Here is a 14591-nt window from a genome sequence, read left to right as displayed (position 1 = left end):
CATGAACCGCCAGCACATGATCGCCGCGATGGGCGCCGCGGCACTCCTCGCGCTGCTCCCCTCCACAGCCGCCCACGCCGACTCGGTCCGCTCCCAGCAGTGGGGCCTCACCGCGCTGCACACCGACGAGGCCTGGAAGACGACGCGCGGCAAGGGCGTCACCGTCGCCGTCCTGGACACCGGCGTCGACGACGAGCACCCGGACCTCAAGGGCAGCGTGCTGCCCGGCAAGGACCTCATCGGCTTCGGCGCCGAGCGCGGCGACCGCCCCTGGGCCCGGCACGGCACCGCCATCGCCGGCATCATCGCGGGCCACGGGCACGGCAAGGACGAACGCGACGGCGTCATGGGCGTGGCCCCGCAGGCGAAGATCCTCCCGGTCCGGGTGATCCTGGAGGACGGCGACCCGTCCCGCGCGAAGGCCCGCGAGACCCGCGGCAACGCCCTCGCCGACGGCATCCGCTGGGCCACCGACAACGGCGCCGACGTCATCAACCTGTCCCTCGGCGACGACTCGAACACCGCCCACCCCGAGGCGAGCGAGGACGCGGCCGTCCAGTACGCGCTGAAGAAGGGCGTCACCGTCGTCGCCTCCGCGGGCAACGGCGGCGAGCAGGGCGACCGCGCCTCCTACCCGGCCGCGTACCCCGGCGTCATCACCGCCACGGCCGTCGACGCCACCGGCACCCGCGCCTCGTTCTCCACCCGCCGCTGGTACGCCTCCGTCGCCGCGCCCGGCCGCGGCATCGTCACGGCCGACCCCGACCGCAAGTACTACTCGGCGTGGGGGACCAGCGCCGCCTCCGCGTTCGTGTCCGGCGCAGTCGCCCTGGTCCGCGGCGCGCATCCAGGCCTGAGCCCCGCGCAGATCAAGAAGCTCATGGAGGACACGGCCGAGGACCCGCCCTCCGGCGGCCGCGACGACTCCCGGGGCTTCGGCCTCGTCGACCCGGCCGCCGCGATCACCGCGGGCGCGAAGCTGAAGCCACAGCGCCTGACCTCGGCCGCGTACGGCGAGAAGTACTTCGGCCCGGGCCCCGACGACGACTCCGGCGGCTCCCTCGCCACCTGGGCGGGGATGCTCGCGGGCACCATCGGAGTGCTGCTGCTCGGCACGGCCGGCTATCTGTGGCGCGGCCACCGCCTCACGCGCCGCTGACCACCCCCGCGGCGGCCTTCGCCACGTCCTCGACGAGAGCGACGCCCGCGGCCTTGGTGACGCTCCCGTTGGAGACGACGGCCACCAGGTACCGCCGCCCGTCGACGGTGACCTGCCCGACGCTGTTGACGACCCAGAGCCCCGTGGTGCTGCGCGGCAGCCACCCGTTCTTCAGTGCCGCGCCGCCGTCCCCGGCCGCCGACACGCCCCACGCCTGATCGCTCACCACGTTCCGCATGAGCCCCTGGACATACGTCCGCGACTCCCCGCTCAGGGCGAGAGCGTCGTCGCCGACCCCGAACACCTGCTTGAGGAGGGCGAGTTGATCGGCCGCTGTGGTCTGTGTGAGCCCCCACAGCGGCCCGTCGCCACCGCTGGTCCGGGTGAGCCCGAGCCGCTCGTTCGCCGCGTCGAGGCCTTCGGCCCGGCCCAGCTGGTTCCACAGCGCGGTCGTCGCGTCGTTGTCGCTGCTCTCGATCATCGCGGTGGCGTACGCCCGCTCCCGCGCGGTCGGCGTCCGCCCCTCGTCCTGCGCCCGCAGCAGCAGCGCGGCGAGCATGTCGACCTTGACGATGCTCGCGGTGTCGTACGTCCCGCCCCCCGAGGCGTACGACGCGCTCGTCCCGTCGGCCTCGTTCAGCACGGCGACGGACACCTCGCCGCCGTGCCCCTGAGTGGCCGCCTGCACGGCCCCGGCCAGCTCGGCGTCCCTGCGCACGGCCACGTATGACCTCCCTTTTCCGACCCAGGGTCCGCCGAGGAACCGCCCCCGGCCGCTCGGTAGGCTCGGTGAACGTGGCGAACAAGAACATTCCCGACCCCGGCTTCTCCGACGACGACGGTACGGCGGACCCGCACCTGACCGAGGCCCTGGCCGCGTGGTCGAAGGACCGCACGGCCCACGGCCCGGTCCTCGCGGCACTCAAGGACACCCGGCTGCTCGTCCCCGTGGTCGCCGTGCTCGGCGAGGTCGAGGAGGACGAGAACGGCCTGCGCCGCGAGAAGACGTCGGACATGGCGGTCCCGACGCTGAAGGCCGCCGGCCGCAAGGCGCTCCCGGCCTTCACCTCGACCGCGTCGCTCGCCCTCTGGGACCCCGAGGCCCGCCCGGTCGCCGTCCCGCTGCACCAGGCGCTCCAGGCCGCCGCCCACGAGAAGGCCGACACCGTCGTCCTCGACATCGCGGGCCCCGTCCCGTACGAGCTGACGGGCCCGGCCCTGTACGCCCTCGCGGAGGGCCGCACCGACGCCGATCCGCTCGCCGACCCGGCCGTCAGGGAAGCGGCGCGCGCGGCGGTCGCCGCCGAGCCGTCCGTGGCCCGCGCCTACCTGGGACCCGGCCAGTCGGACGGCACGCTGGCCCTGGTCCTCGACGCGGGCGCCGACGTCCAGGCCACGGCCCGGGCCCTCGCCACCCGCATCGCCGCCGATGAAACACTGAGGGCCCGCCTGGTGCGCGGCCTCGACCTGGCACTCCTGCCGACCGAGGCGACGCCGCCGGGCGAGCCCCTCTACGTACGTCAGTGACTTTGGCTACGTACGAAGTACGTAGCCCTTTGATGAGCTCTTTTGGTGAGCCCTTTGTCGCTCAGCCGTACACGGCGCCCGTGTACTTCTCGCCGGGGCCCTTGCCCGGCTCGTCGGGCACGACCGAGGCCTCGCGGAACGCGAGCTGCAGCGACTTCAGGCCGTCCTTCAAGGGAGCGGCGTGGAAGGAGCTGATCTCCGTCGCACTGCCGTCGAGCAGGCCCGCCAGGGCGTGGATCAGCTTCCGTGCCTCGTCGAGGTCCTTGTGGGCGTCGCCCTCATCGGTGAGGCCGAGCTTCACCGCGGCGGCGCTCATCAGGTTCACCGCGACCGTCACGATGACTTCTACGGCGGGCACCTCGGCGATGTCGCGGGTCAGCGCGTCGTAGTCAGGGGTGCCGGGGTTGTCGGTTGCTGGGGTCGCGTCACTCATGGGCCCCACGATATGTCGCGCGCACCCGATTGGGCGCACCCCCCAAGTCCTGCTAACCTTGTGTAACGACCGGCCGGACACCACGCCCTCGCGGATGAAGTGACCGGCCCACAAGTGGAGGCTCCGATCTCCCACCTGACCGCCCGTCCAGGGCGGTGGGTCACCGGTCAGACGGTCCCCGTCGTTCCGTACGGACGACGGAATCGTCCGATGTTGCGCCCCGCGGTTCACCGTGGTGGTGCTCCGGTATTTCTTGGAGCCCCGCCTGTGTACCGTCCGGGGCATTTTCTGTGTTTCGGCGCGGTTGGTACTTACGTCAAAACGTACGCGGCGGTCCGCCAGGCCGTCGTGTGGTGCTACCGAGGAGGATCCATCAGCGCCGAGCCCCGCATCAACGACCGGATTCGCGTTCCCGAAGTGCGACTTGTCGGTCCAAGCGGCGAGCAGGTCGGGATTGTTCCGCTTGCCAAGGCCCTTGAGCTTGCTCAGGAGTACGACCTCGACCTGGTCGAGGTGGCGGCGAACGCCCGCCCGCCCGTATGCAAGCTCATGGACTACGGGAAGTTCAAGTACGAGTCGGCCATGAAGGCCCGTGAGGCGCGCAAGAACCAGGCGCACACGGTCATCAAGGAGATGAAGCTCCGGCCGAAGATCGACCCGCACGACTATGACACCAAGAAGGGTCACGTCGTCCGGTTCCTCAAGCAGGGCGACAAGGTCAAGATCACGATCATGTTCCGTGGTCGCGAGCAGTCCCGTCCGGAGCTCGGCTTCCGGCTTCTGCAGCGTCTCGCGAACGACGTCCAGGACCTCGGGTTCATCGAGTCGAACCCGAAGCAGGACGGCCGAAACATGATCATGGTTCTCGGTCCGCACAAGAAGAAGACCGAGGCGATGGCCGAGGCCCGCGAGGCGCAGGCCGCCCGTAAGGCCGACGCGAAGGCCAACCCCGGCAAGTCGCAGAACCTTGCCGAGGACCAGGTCGACGAGGACGTCGTCGAGGCATCCGCGGAGACCCCCGCCGAGGCTCCGGCCGAGGCATGATCCGTGCGGCGCACAGCCCGTGCGTCACGGATACCAACTGACACAACTGACGTTCCATCACGGCCGGTTCGCGCCACGCACGGACCGGCCGGGAGCGCCACTGACGAGGAGAGAACGGCGCCATGCCGAAGAACAAGTCGCACAGCGGTGCCAGCAAGCGCTTCAAGATCACCGGCTCCGGCAAGGTGATGCGTGAGCGCGCCGGCAAGCGCCACCTGCTCGAGCACAAGTCGTCCCGCGTGACGCGTCGCCTCACCGGCAACGCCGAGATGGCCCCGGGCGACGCCGCGAAGATCAAGAAGCTTCTCGGCAAGTGATGTACGGGCGTCTGCACGCCCTGTACGTCAGCTAGACCGGGACCCATTCGAATTCGGGCCGGGTGACAACAACCCCGGCCCCGCTACAAGGAGTTAACAGTGGCACGCGTCAAGCGCGCGGTGAACGCGCACAAGAAGCGTCGGGCGATCCTCGAGCAGGCCAGCGGCTACCGCGGTCAGCGTTCGCGCCTGTACCGCAAGGCGAAGGAGCAGGTCACCCACTCCCTCGTCTACAACTACAACGACCGCAAGAAGCGCAAGGGCGACTTCCGTCAGCTGTGGATCCAGCGCATCAACGCCGCTGCCCGCCAGAACGGCATGACGTACAACCGCCTCATCCAGGGTCTGAAGGCCGCCAACATCGAGGTGGACCGCAAGATCCTGGCCGAGCTGGCCGTGAACGACATCAACGCGTTCGCCGCCCTCGTCGAGGTCGCGCAGAAGGCGCTTCCGGCCGACGTGAACGCGCCCAAGGCTGCGTGAACGCTCCGCTGAGCCGTATGTGACGTGGGACCCGCAAGCCGTGTGGCTTGCGGGTCCCACGTTGTTCGGGCCCCGTCACCGCATGCCGCACCGCGCGGGGCTCTGCCCCGGACCCCGCTGCTCAATCGCCGCAGGGGCTCAAATGACACCGGAAAGTTAGGCGCATGGTCGCAACGCCCGAGTTGATCTCTTCCAAGTCGCCCCGCGTGGTCGCCGCGCGGCGGCTGGCCAAGCGGAACTTCCGGGGGAAGGAGCGGCTGTTCCTCGCCGAGGGGCCGCAGGCCGTGCGGGAGGCAGCCGCGCACGGCGGGCTCGTCGAGATGTTCGCGACCGTCGACGCCGCCGAGCGCTACGCCGACATCGTCGGGGAGGCCAGGGACGCGGGCGCCCGGGTGCACCTCGCCGAAGAGGACGTCATCGGCGACATCTCCACCACGGTCACCCCGCAGGGCCTCGTCGGAGTGTGCCGGTTCCTGGACACACCGTTCGAGGAGATCCTCGCCGCGCGGCCCAAGCTCGTCGCCGTCCTCGCCCACGTACGTGACCCCGGGAACGCCGGGACCGTGCTCCGGTGCGCCGACGCCGCGGGCGCCGAGGCCGTCGTGCTGACCGACGCCTCCGTGGATCTGTACAACCCGAAGGCCGTGCGGGCTTCCGTCGGTTCGCTGTTCCACCTGCCCGTCGCCGTGGGCGTACCCGTCGAGGAGGCCGTCGCCGGGCTCAAGGAGGCGGGCGTTCGGATCCTCGCCGCCGACGGAGCGGGCGAGGACGACCTCGACGACGAGCTGGACCAGGGGACCATGGGCGCCGCGACCGCCTGGGTGTTCGGCAACGAGGCCTGGGGCCTGCCGGAGGAGACCCGTGCACTCGCCGACGCCGTCGTGCGCGTGCCCATCCACGGCAAGGCCGAGAGCCTCAACCTCGCGACGGCCGCCGCCGTTTGCCTGTACGCCTCCGCGCGTGCGCAGCGTGCCCCCGGAGGGTGCCGCTCCGTCACTCCCGGCTAGTAGGGTGACTCCTCCGGATCGACCGCCGGGAGGGGGAGCGCGGGAGATGAGCGTCGTCAACGGCAGCGGCTCGCGCGACCTGACCGGATCCGACGCGTCCGGTCCGGACGGACTCGCGGCGCTCGGCGTGCACCCCGACGACCTGCCCGACGGCCTCGTCGTCGCGGACGAGCGCGGCCGCGTCATCTGCTTCAACGCCGCGGCGGAGCGCATCACCGCGGTCCGCGCGGACACCGCGCTCGACGCGCCGCTGGAGCGCGTCCTTCCGTTGGAGGACCTCGAAGGCCGCCGCTGGTGGCAGCTCACCGATCCGTACGGCGGGCTCGCCACGAAGGTCCGGCAACCCGAGCGGAACCTGCTGCTGCCGGGCGGCCGGGAGGTCCTGGTCACCGCGCGTTACGTACGCGTCCGGCCGAAAGGGCCCGTGCGCCGCGTCGTCGTGTCGCTCCGGGACACCGAGGCCCGGCAGCGCACCGAACGCAGCCACGCCGAGCTGATCGCCACCGTCGCCCACGAGCTGCGCTCCCCGCTGACCTCGGTCAAGGGCTTCACCGCGACGCTGCTCGCCAAGTGGGAGCGGTTCACCGACGAGCAGAAGCGGCTGATGCTGGAGACCGTCGACGCCGACGCCAACCGCGTCACGCGGCTCATCGCCGAGCTGCTCGACATCTCCCGCATCGACTCCGGCCGGCTCGAACTGCGGCGCCAGCCCGTCGACGTCGCGGCGGCCGTCTCCCGGCACATCCAGGCGCACGTCGCCGCGGGCCAGTCGGCCGAGCGGTTCCTGCTGCGCGTCAAGCATCCGCTGCCCGACCCGTGGGCCGATCCGGACAAGGTCGACCAGGTGCTGAGCAACCTGCTGGAAAACGCGGTGCGCCACGGCGAGGGAACCGTCACCATTGATGTCGAGCCGACCCGGCCCACCGGCACGTCGGTCACCGTGAGCGACGAGGGCCCAGGCATCCCGGAGGAGTCCATGAACCGCGTCTTCACCCGCTTCTGGCGGGGCAGCAAGCGCGGCGGGACGGGCCTCGGGCTCTACATCGTCAAGGGCATCGTGGAAGCGCACGGCGGTTCGATCACCGTCGGCCGGGCCTCCGGCGGCGGCGCCGAGTTCCGATTTACGTTGCCCGTGGCGACGCCGGCGTATCTCACCAGCTGAGTACCAAGGCCCCACGGGCGCATTCGTACACCTCACCCCCGCCAGACGAGTAGATCCGCGCTCCCGCCTGACCGGATCGGCCCGGCACGCACGCTCGCGGCGTTGTCGTCACTCGACGATGCTCCGCATCGACTCCCTCCTCCGCCTTGCGATCGCACGCGCCAGGCCGATCCGGTCCCGCCCTTCGGGCGGACGACGGGAGCGCGGATCTACTCGTCTAGACTCGTCCTTTGGCACGTTTGCGTCCCAGCCACTCGACGGCCGTCGAACGCGTCTGCGGGACCCTCAGCCACGCCAATCGGAAGCACGGGAAGAGATGTCGGCACCGAACAAGTCGTACGACCCTGTCGAGGTCGAGGCACTGAAACCGGAAGAGATCGAGCGCGTCCAGGGAGAGGCGCTCGCCGCCTTCGCCGCCGCGGACTCGCTCGAGGCGCTTCAGGAGGCCAAGACCGCGCACACCGGCGGCACCTCGCCGCTCGCGCTCGCCAACCGCGAGATCGGCGCGCTGCCGCCGCAGGCCAAGGCCGCGGCAGGAAAGCTCGTCGGGCAGGCCCGCGCAACCGTCGGCCGGGGCCTCGCCGCCCGCCAGGCCGAGCTGGAGGCCGAGCGCGACGCACGCGTCCTGGTCGAGGAGGCCGTGGACGTCACGCTGCCCCACGACCGTGCGCAGGCCGGCGCCCGGCACCCGCTGACCACGCTCTCCGAGCGCATCGAGGACGTCTTCGTGGCCATGGGCTACGAGGTCGCCGAGGGCCCGGAGATCGAGGCCGAGTGGTTCAACTTCGACGCGCTCAACATCGGCCCCGACCACCCCGCCCGCGGCACCCAGGACACCTTCTTCGTCCAGGGCGCCAAGGAGGCGCAGGGTGAGGACGAGGCCGGTCTGGTGCTGCGTACGCACACCTCGCCCGTGCAGATCCGTTCGATGCTCGACCGCGAGCCCCCGGTCTACGTGATCTGCCCCGGCCGCGTGTACCGCTCCGACGAGCTGGACGCCACGCACACCCCCGTCTTCAACCAGGTCGAGCTGCTCGCCATCGACGAGGGCCTGACCATGGCGGACCTCAAGGGCACCCTCGACCACATGGTCCAGGCGCTGTTCGGACAGGGTATGAAGACGCGGCTGCGCCCGAACTTCTTCCCGTTCACCGAGCCGTCCGCCGAGATGGACATGGTCTGCTACGTGTGCCGCGGCGAGTCCGTCGGCAACGCCGACCGCCCCTGCCGCACCTGCTCCTCCGAGGGCTGGATCGAGCTGGGCGGCTGCGGCATGGTCAACCCGAAGGTGCTCGTCGCCTGCGGTGTGGACCCCGAGAAGTACAGCGGATTCGCCTTCGGGTTCGGCATCGAACGGATGCTGATGTTCCGCCACAACGTCGAAGACATGCGAGACATGGTCGAGGGTGACGTCCGTTTCACCCGGCCGTTCGGGATGGAGATCTGATGCGTATCCCGCTTTCCTGGCTGCGGGAGTACGTCGATCTCCCCGCCTCCGAGACCGGCCGCGACGTGCAGGCCAAGCTCGTCTCCGCCGGCCTTGAGGTCGAGACCGTAGAGCAGCTCGGCGCAGGCCTCAAGGGCCCCCTCGTCGTCGGTCAGGTGCTGACCATCGAGGAGCTGGAGGGCTTCAAGAAGCCGATCCGCTTCTGCACCGTCAACGTCGGGCAGGCCAACGGCACCGGTGAGCCGCAGGAGATCGTCTGCGGCGCCCGGAACTTCGCCGTCGGCGACAAGGTCGTCGTGGTCCTGCCGGGCGCCGTGCTGCCCGGCGACTTCGCGATCGCCGCGCGCAAGACGTACGGCAGGACCTCGCACGGCATGATCTGCTCCGGCGACGAGCTGGGCATGGGCGACGACGGCAGCGGCGGCATCATCGTGCTGCCGCCGGAGCACGAGGTCGGCACCGACGCCATCGAGCTGCTCGAACTGGTCGACGAGGTCCTCGACATCGCCGTCACCGCCAACCGCGGCGACTGCCTGTCCATCCGCGGCGTCGCCCGCGAGGCCGCCATCGCCTACGGTCTGCCGCTGCGCGACCCGGCCCTCCTCGACGTGCCGACGCCGAACGCCGACGGCTACCCGGTGCAGATCACCGACCGCCTCGGCTGCGACCGCTTCACCGCGCGCACGGTCGGCGGCCTGGCCCCCGAGGCCCGCTCGCCGATCTGGCTGCAGCGCCGCCTGCAGAAGGTCGGCATGCGCCCGATCTCGCTCGCCGTCGACGTCACGAACTACGTGATGATGGAGCTCGGCCAGCCGCTGCACGCCTACGACCGCACCCTGGTCCAGGGCGCGATCGGCGTCCGCCGCGCCGAGCAGGGCGAGCGGCTCACCACCCTCGACGGCGCCAAGCGCACGCTCGACGCCGAGGACCTGGTCATCACCGACGACCGAGGCCCCATCGGCCTCGCCGGCGTGATGGGCGGCGCCAACACGGAGATCGCCGACCACGAGGAGAGCGCCGGTACCACCGACGTCGTCATCGAGGCCGCGCACTTCGACGCCGTCTCCATCGCCCGCACCGCGCGCCGCCACAAGCTGTCCTCCGAGGCGTCCAAGCGCTTCGAGCGCGGCGTCGACCCGCAGGCCGCGTCGGCCGCCGCCCAGCGCGCCGTCGACCTGCTCGGGCTGCTCGCGGGCGGCAAGGCAGGCCCCGGTGTCACCGAGGTCGTCGCCCCGTCCGGGCCGCACACCATCACCGTCCCGGCCGACCACCCGGACAAGGTGGCGGGCGTGGCGTACGGCCGCGAGACCGTGGTGCGCCGCCTCCAGGCGGTCGGCTGCGACGCGTACGGCCAGGACGTCCTGACGGTCACCGTGCCGTCCTGGCGCCCCGACCTCGTGGACCCGAACGACCTCGCCGAAGAGGTCATCCGCCTGGAGGGCTACGAGAACCTGCCCTCCACGCTGCCCAAGCCCCCCGCGGGCCGTGGCCTGACCGCGCGGCAGCGCCTGCACCGCCGCGTCGGCCGCGCCCTGGCCGGTGCCGGGTACGTCGAGGCGCTCAACTACCCGTTCCTGGGCGAGGGCGTCTTCGACCAGCTCGGCCTGGAGGCCGACGACGCCCGCCGCAAGGTCGTCAAGCTGATCAACCCGCTCAACGACGAGGAGCCCGCGCTCCGTACGACGCTGCTGCCGGGCCTGCTGAACGCGCTGCGCCGCAACGACGGCCGCGGCAGCCACGACCTGGCGCTCTTCGAGACCGGCCTGGTGTTCCGGCCGACCGGCGAGGAGATCGCCCCGGTCCGCCTCCCCGTCGACCGCCGCCCGACCGACGAGGAGATCGCCGGTCTGGACGCCGCGCTGCCCGCGCAGCCGCGCCGTGCCGCCGTCGTCCTCGCGGGCGCCCGCGAGCAGGCCGGCTGGTGGGGCAAGGGCCGCCCGGCCGACTGGGCCGACGCCGTCGAGGCCGCGCGCATCCTCGCCCGCGAGGCACACGCGGAGCTCACGGTCCGCGCCGACCGGCACGAGCCGTGGCACCCCGGCCGCTGCGCCGCCCTGTACGTGGGCGACCAGCTGATCGGCCACGCCGGTGAGCTGCACCCGCGCGTCGTCAAGGCGCTGAGCCTGCCCGAGCGCACCTGCGCGATGGAGCTGGACCTCGACGTCCTGGAGCGGGCCGGCACCGGTCCGCTGGAGGCGCCGCGGATCTCCACGTTCCCCGTCGCCACGCAGGACGTCGCGCTGATCGTCGGCAAGACGGTCCCGGCCGCCGAGGTCGAGCAGGCACTGCGCGAGGGCGCCGGTGAACTCCTGGAGTCCATCCGCCTGTTCGACGTGTACGAGAACGCGGAGCAGCTCGGCGAGGACAAGAAGTCGCTCGCCTACGCGCTGTGCTTCCGGGCCGGCGACCGCACGCTGAAGGCCGACGAGGCGTCAGCCGCGCGCGACGCCGCGGTGGCGCTCGCCGCCGAGCGCACGGGCGCGGTGCTGCGCGGCGCGTAACAGCGCAACGTAACAGCGCACGCAGGCGCACATGAGGGGTGCATCCGGGAGACCGGGTGCACCCCTCACTCGTTCGAGTGGGGATTCTCCATGATCCGGTCCCGAACGGGCAGGCGATCGACAGAATCATTGCGGCCGCCGGGCCGACCGGCGAGCGCGCGCTGTAGTGGGCCGAGGGGGCCGTCGGCATGATCCGTATCAAGACCAAGGCGCCCACCGGACTCGAACCCCGGCGCGTCAGGCGCACGTTGATGCTGGGCCTGCCGACCATGTGGGGTGCGGTCGCCATGACGTACAAGTTCGTCTGCCCGCTCGCGCAGCTGGACGGGACGGGTGCGCGGATCGCGACCAGCGCCGTGTTCTTCGCCGTCGGCACCGGGCTGATATTGCGCGTACGCCACACCCTGATGCGGGAGTTGAGTGAGACGCGGGCCGTCGCGGACGCCGCGCAGTCCGCGGTGCTGCGCCCGCTGCCGCCCCGGCTCGACGGTCTCGCACTCGCGGCGGGACAGCTCTCCGCCGACCGCGCCGCCAGCGTCGGCGGCGACCTGTACGACGTCGTCGCCACCGACCACGGCGTCCGCGTGGTCATGGGCGACGTACGAGGGCACGGGATCGCCGCGCTCGGCACCGTCGGCGCCGTCCTCGGCAGCTTTCGCGAGGCCGCGCACGACGAGGAGGAACTCGGGCCGCTGCTGCGCCGGTTGGAGCGCGCACACGCCCGCTACCTGCGCCAGTGCGCCGGGGACGGGCACCCGGTCGCGGAGGAGTTCGTGACGGTGCTGCTCCTGGAGATCCGGGGGGACGGCGCGGTGCACGCCCTCAACTGCGGTCACCCGTGGCCGTATCTGCTGCGTCCCGGCGCCGTGCGCTGCGTGGAGCCGATGAGCGGCGGCGATCCGATGCCGCCGCTCGGCCCGTTCCCGCTGCCCGCCGAGCTGCCGCCCGTGTGCTGCGGGCGGGTCCGGCCCGGCGAGGGGCTCCTCCTGCACACCGACGGCGTCGAGGACGCCCGAGACCGCCACGGCCGGTTCTTCGCACTGCGCTCCACACTCGACGGGGCGGTGCGCCGCGGCCCCATCACTCCGCAGGCCGTCATCCACGCCGTCTACAGCCGGCTCCTGTGCCACGTCGGCGGACGGCTCGGCGACGACGCCGCGCTGCTCGTGCTGCGCAACGACCGGAGCAGGGTGCCCGCCCAGCACACCGGGCCCGACGTGCGCACCCCCCACAAAGTGCTCTGAGAACCCGGCCGTTCACGACCGTTCTTCACGGCCGTTCTTCACGACCGTACGAGGCCGGGGGCCGCGTCGTCCGCCCGTCGCGGAGTGGGTCGGGCAGGCGAGCGGGCGGACGACGCGGGATTCGGGCCGTCGCGCTGTACGAGGGGGAGCCGACGGCCCGGCCGGCCTCTTGCGAGGCAGTTCAGTCAAGCGGGTACCAACCAGCCACAACAGCGCGCACACGTCACGGACTTGGGCATTCCGATCACACCCCGTGTGAAGGCGGCTCCACTAGGCTGACGGCACCGGGCCAATGAAGGGCAACGGAGGCTCTCGATGCAGCCCAACACCTTGCTCGACGCGATTCTCGACGAGGCCGGGATCTCCCACGCGGGACTCGCGGCCCATGTGAACCAGATGGGCAAAGCGCGCGGCCTCGCCCTCCGCTACGAACACACGGCGGTCGCCCGCTGGCTGAAGGGCCAGCGGCCGCGCGGCCAGGTGCCCGACCTGATCTGCGAGGTGCTGGCGGCGCGGTTGCAGCGGCACGTCATCCTCGACGACATCGGCCTCGGCGTCTCCTGCGAGCCCGCCGCCGCGCATGTGACCACGCTGTCCGGCTTCGTGGAGCGGGCCACCGCTCTGTGGCGCTCCGACCAGCAGCAGCGCCGGCACATCCTGGACGCGCCCGCCGTCACCGGCACCCCGGCCGTGATGCCGGTGTGGGAGTGGGAGAACCCGCCCGAGGACAACGACGTGTCGCGCGGCGGCCGCCATCCGGTCAGCGTCGCCGACCTGGAGATGATGCGCTCGGCCCGCGCCCACTACGAGCAGATGTACCGCAAGGCGGGCGGCATAGCGACGCGCAGCCGCATCGTCGGCTTCCTCAACACGGAGGCGGCGCCGCTCCTGCGCGGCAGCTACACCGACGACACCGGACGCCAACTGCACCGCGCCACGGGTGGGTTGGTGGCCATCGCGGGCATCTGCGCCTACGACTCCGACGCGCACGGGCTCGCGCAGCGCTACTTCCACCAGGCGCTGCGGCTCGCGAAGGCCAGCGCGGACAGGGGACTCGGGGCGTACGTCATCGCGCTGCTCGTCAACCAGTCGCTGCACATGCGCGATCACCGGCAGGCGGTCGCCTTCGCGGAGGCCGCGCTGCGGGCCGCCGGGCGGCATATCTCGCCCGCGCTCGCCTCGGATCTGTACGCGATGCAGGCGAAGGCGTACGCGCACCTCGGCGACGGCACGAGCGCCCTGGAGTGCATCCGGCGTGCCGAGTCCGCCGCCGATCGCATCCGGCGCGGGCACGAGCCGGACGAGACGGGTTACGTGCAGCCGGGATTCGTCAACGTACAGGTGGCGGAGGCCCTGTTGAGTCTCGGGGACTACGCGGCCGCGAAGGAGCACGCGCAGGAGGCGGTGCACACCCCTGCGCACGATCGGGGGCGTGTGCACCGGCTCGCCGTGCTCAGCCAGATCCAGCTCAGACAGGGGAACGCGGAACAGGCCGTGGCCACCGCCGTGGAAATGGCCGAGACCGCTCGGGGCATGGAGTCGCAGCGGCTGCGCGACAGACTCCGGGCGGTGCGCGAACACCTCGTACGCAGCGGTTGCGCGGGTACGGCCGAGGCCGCCGAACTCATCGACGGAGCGCTGCGCGTGCCGCTCTGAGCCATTACGCGGGGAGACCGCGAACGCCACTGCTGCGATATTGCCATCAACTCGGCGGAAGGTGGCAGAACCGTGCAGTGGACGAAACAGAACGAACAAACTGTGTATGCAAACCGATGGTTCAGCGTCAACCTGGCAGACGTCGCTCTGCCGGACGGCCGGCACCTCGACCACTTCGTGATACGGCTGCGCGCCGTGGCCGTCGCCACGATCGTCAACGAGGCGCATGAAGTGCTCCTGCTGTGGCGGCACCGCTTCATCACCGACAGCTGGGGCTGGGAACTCGCCGCGGGTGTCGTCGAGGACGGGGAGGACATCGCGTACGCGGCGGCAAGGGAATTGGAGGAGGAGACCGGCTGGCGGCCGGGACCGCTGCGGCACCTGATGAGCGTCGAACCGTCCAACGGCCTCACGGACGCCCGGCACCACATCTACTGGACCGACGAGGGAACGTACATCGGCCACCCCCAGGACGATTTCGAGTCGGACCGCAGGGAATGGGTCCCGCTCAAACTCGTCCCCGACATGATCGCTCGCGGAGAGGTCCCGGCCGCCAACATGGCGGCCGCACTACTTCTCCTGCACCACCAAAACCTCGGCTAGCGCCCTTC

Annotated in this window: 14 protein-coding genes; 12 read left to right on the top strand and 2 right to left on the bottom strand. The window is 71.5% G+C overall.

Annotated elements, in window-relative coordinates:
- Position 1: 1 nt before the first annotated feature.
- Positions 2 to 1159: a type VII secretion-associated serine protease mycosin gene (gene mycP, locus ACFYWS_RS22550; RefSeq protein ID WP_389279362.1), complete on the top strand. Its 1158-nt coding sequence runs from the start codon at positions 2 to 4 to the stop codon at positions 1157 to 1159.
- Here mycP and ACFYWS_RS22545 read toward each other — a convergent pair.
- Positions 1146 to 1883, bottom strand: coding sequence for a serine hydrolase (locus ACFYWS_RS22545; RefSeq protein ID WP_389279360.1), 738 nt, complete (start codon positions 1881 to 1883; stop codon positions 1146 to 1148). The genes mycP and ACFYWS_RS22545 overlap by 14 nt on opposite strands.
- Positions 1884 to 1954: 71 nt before the next feature.
- Here ACFYWS_RS22545 and ACFYWS_RS22540 point away from each other — a divergent pair, with 71 nt between their 5' ends.
- A complete protein-coding gene (locus ACFYWS_RS22540) occupies positions 1955 to 2686 on the top strand; it encodes an SseB family protein (protein ID WP_389279358.1) in 732 nt (243 codons plus the stop codon).
- A gap of 61 nt (positions 2687 to 2747) precedes the next feature.
- On the opposite strand, the gene ACFYWS_RS22535 is transcribed toward ACFYWS_RS22540, so the two are convergent.
- Complete coding sequence (locus ACFYWS_RS22535; RefSeq protein WP_389279356.1) at positions 2748 to 3119, bottom strand: DUF1844 domain-containing protein; 372 nt, start codon at positions 3117 to 3119, stop codon at positions 2748 to 2750.
- 348 nt (positions 3120 to 3467) lie between these two features.
- On the opposite strand from ACFYWS_RS22535, the gene infC reads away from it, so the two are divergent.
- The 10 genes from infC to ACFYWS_RS22485 all read left to right on the top strand — a co-directional run bounded on the left by infC (position 3468) and on the right by ACFYWS_RS22485 (position 14583).
- Positions 3468 to 4163, top strand: coding sequence for a translation initiation factor IF-3 (infC, locus tag ACFYWS_RS22530; RefSeq protein ID WP_389279354.1), 696 nt, complete (start codon positions 3468 to 3470; stop codon positions 4161 to 4163).
- 122 nt (positions 4164 to 4285) lie between these two features.
- Positions 4286 to 4480: a 50S ribosomal protein L35 gene (gene rpmI, locus ACFYWS_RS22525; RefSeq protein ID WP_266721587.1), complete on the top strand. Its 195-nt coding sequence runs from the start codon at positions 4286 to 4288 to the stop codon at positions 4478 to 4480.
- Positions 4481 to 4579: 99 nt separating this feature from the next.
- Positions 4580 to 4963 carry a 50S ribosomal protein L20 gene (gene rplT / locus ACFYWS_RS22520; RefSeq protein ID WP_326014662.1) on the top strand — a complete coding sequence of 128 codons (384 nt, stop codon included), beginning with the start codon at positions 4580 to 4582 and terminating at the stop codon, positions 4961 to 4963.
- Between the two features lie 164 nt (positions 4964 to 5127).
- Positions 5128 to 5970: a TrmH family RNA methyltransferase gene (locus ACFYWS_RS22515; protein ID WP_389279351.1), complete on the top strand. Its 843-nt coding sequence runs from the start codon at positions 5128 to 5130 to the stop codon at positions 5968 to 5970.
- Positions 5971 to 6016: 46 nt separating this feature from the next.
- Entirely contained in the window at positions 6017 to 7132 is a 1116-nt protein-coding gene (locus ACFYWS_RS22510; RefSeq protein ID WP_389279349.1) for an ATP-binding protein, read from the top strand.
- Between the two features lie 316 nt (positions 7133 to 7448).
- Positions 7449 to 8579, top strand: a complete 1131-nt coding sequence (gene pheS / locus ACFYWS_RS22505; RefSeq protein WP_389279347.1) for a phenylalanine--tRNA ligase subunit alpha — start codon at positions 7449 to 7451, stop codon at positions 8577 to 8579.
- On the top strand, positions 8579 to 11080 hold the full coding sequence (gene pheT, locus ACFYWS_RS22500) for a phenylalanine--tRNA ligase subunit beta (protein WP_389279345.1): 2502 nt from the start codon (positions 8579 to 8581) through the stop codon (positions 11078 to 11080). The genes pheS and pheT overlap by 1 nt, the downstream gene beginning before the upstream one ends.
- Before the next feature lie 188 nt (positions 11081 to 11268).
- Positions 11269 to 12324 (top strand): PP2C family protein-serine/threonine phosphatase, encoded by a 1056-nt coding sequence (locus ACFYWS_RS22495; RefSeq protein WP_389279343.1) that lies wholly within the window; start codon positions 11269 to 11271, stop codon positions 12322 to 12324.
- Positions 12325 to 12639: 315 nt separating this feature from the next.
- Positions 12640 to 13980 (top strand): transcriptional regulator, encoded by a 1341-nt coding sequence (locus ACFYWS_RS22490; RefSeq protein WP_389279341.1) that lies wholly within the window; start codon positions 12640 to 12642, stop codon positions 13978 to 13980.
- A 72-nt stretch (positions 13981 to 14052) separates the two neighbouring features.
- Positions 14053 to 14583, top strand: coding sequence for an NUDIX hydrolase (locus tag ACFYWS_RS22485; protein ID WP_327664226.1), 531 nt, complete (start codon positions 14053 to 14055; stop codon positions 14581 to 14583).
- Positions 14584 to 14591 lie beyond the last annotated feature (8 nt).

This window comes from Streptomyces sp. NPDC002795, from assembly GCF_042888725.1.
Lineage (GTDB): Bacteria > Actinomycetota > Actinomycetes > Streptomycetales > Streptomycetaceae > Streptomyces.
Note: the sequence above shows the minus strand (reverse complement) of the source record. Positions and strands in the feature narration are given on the sequence as shown.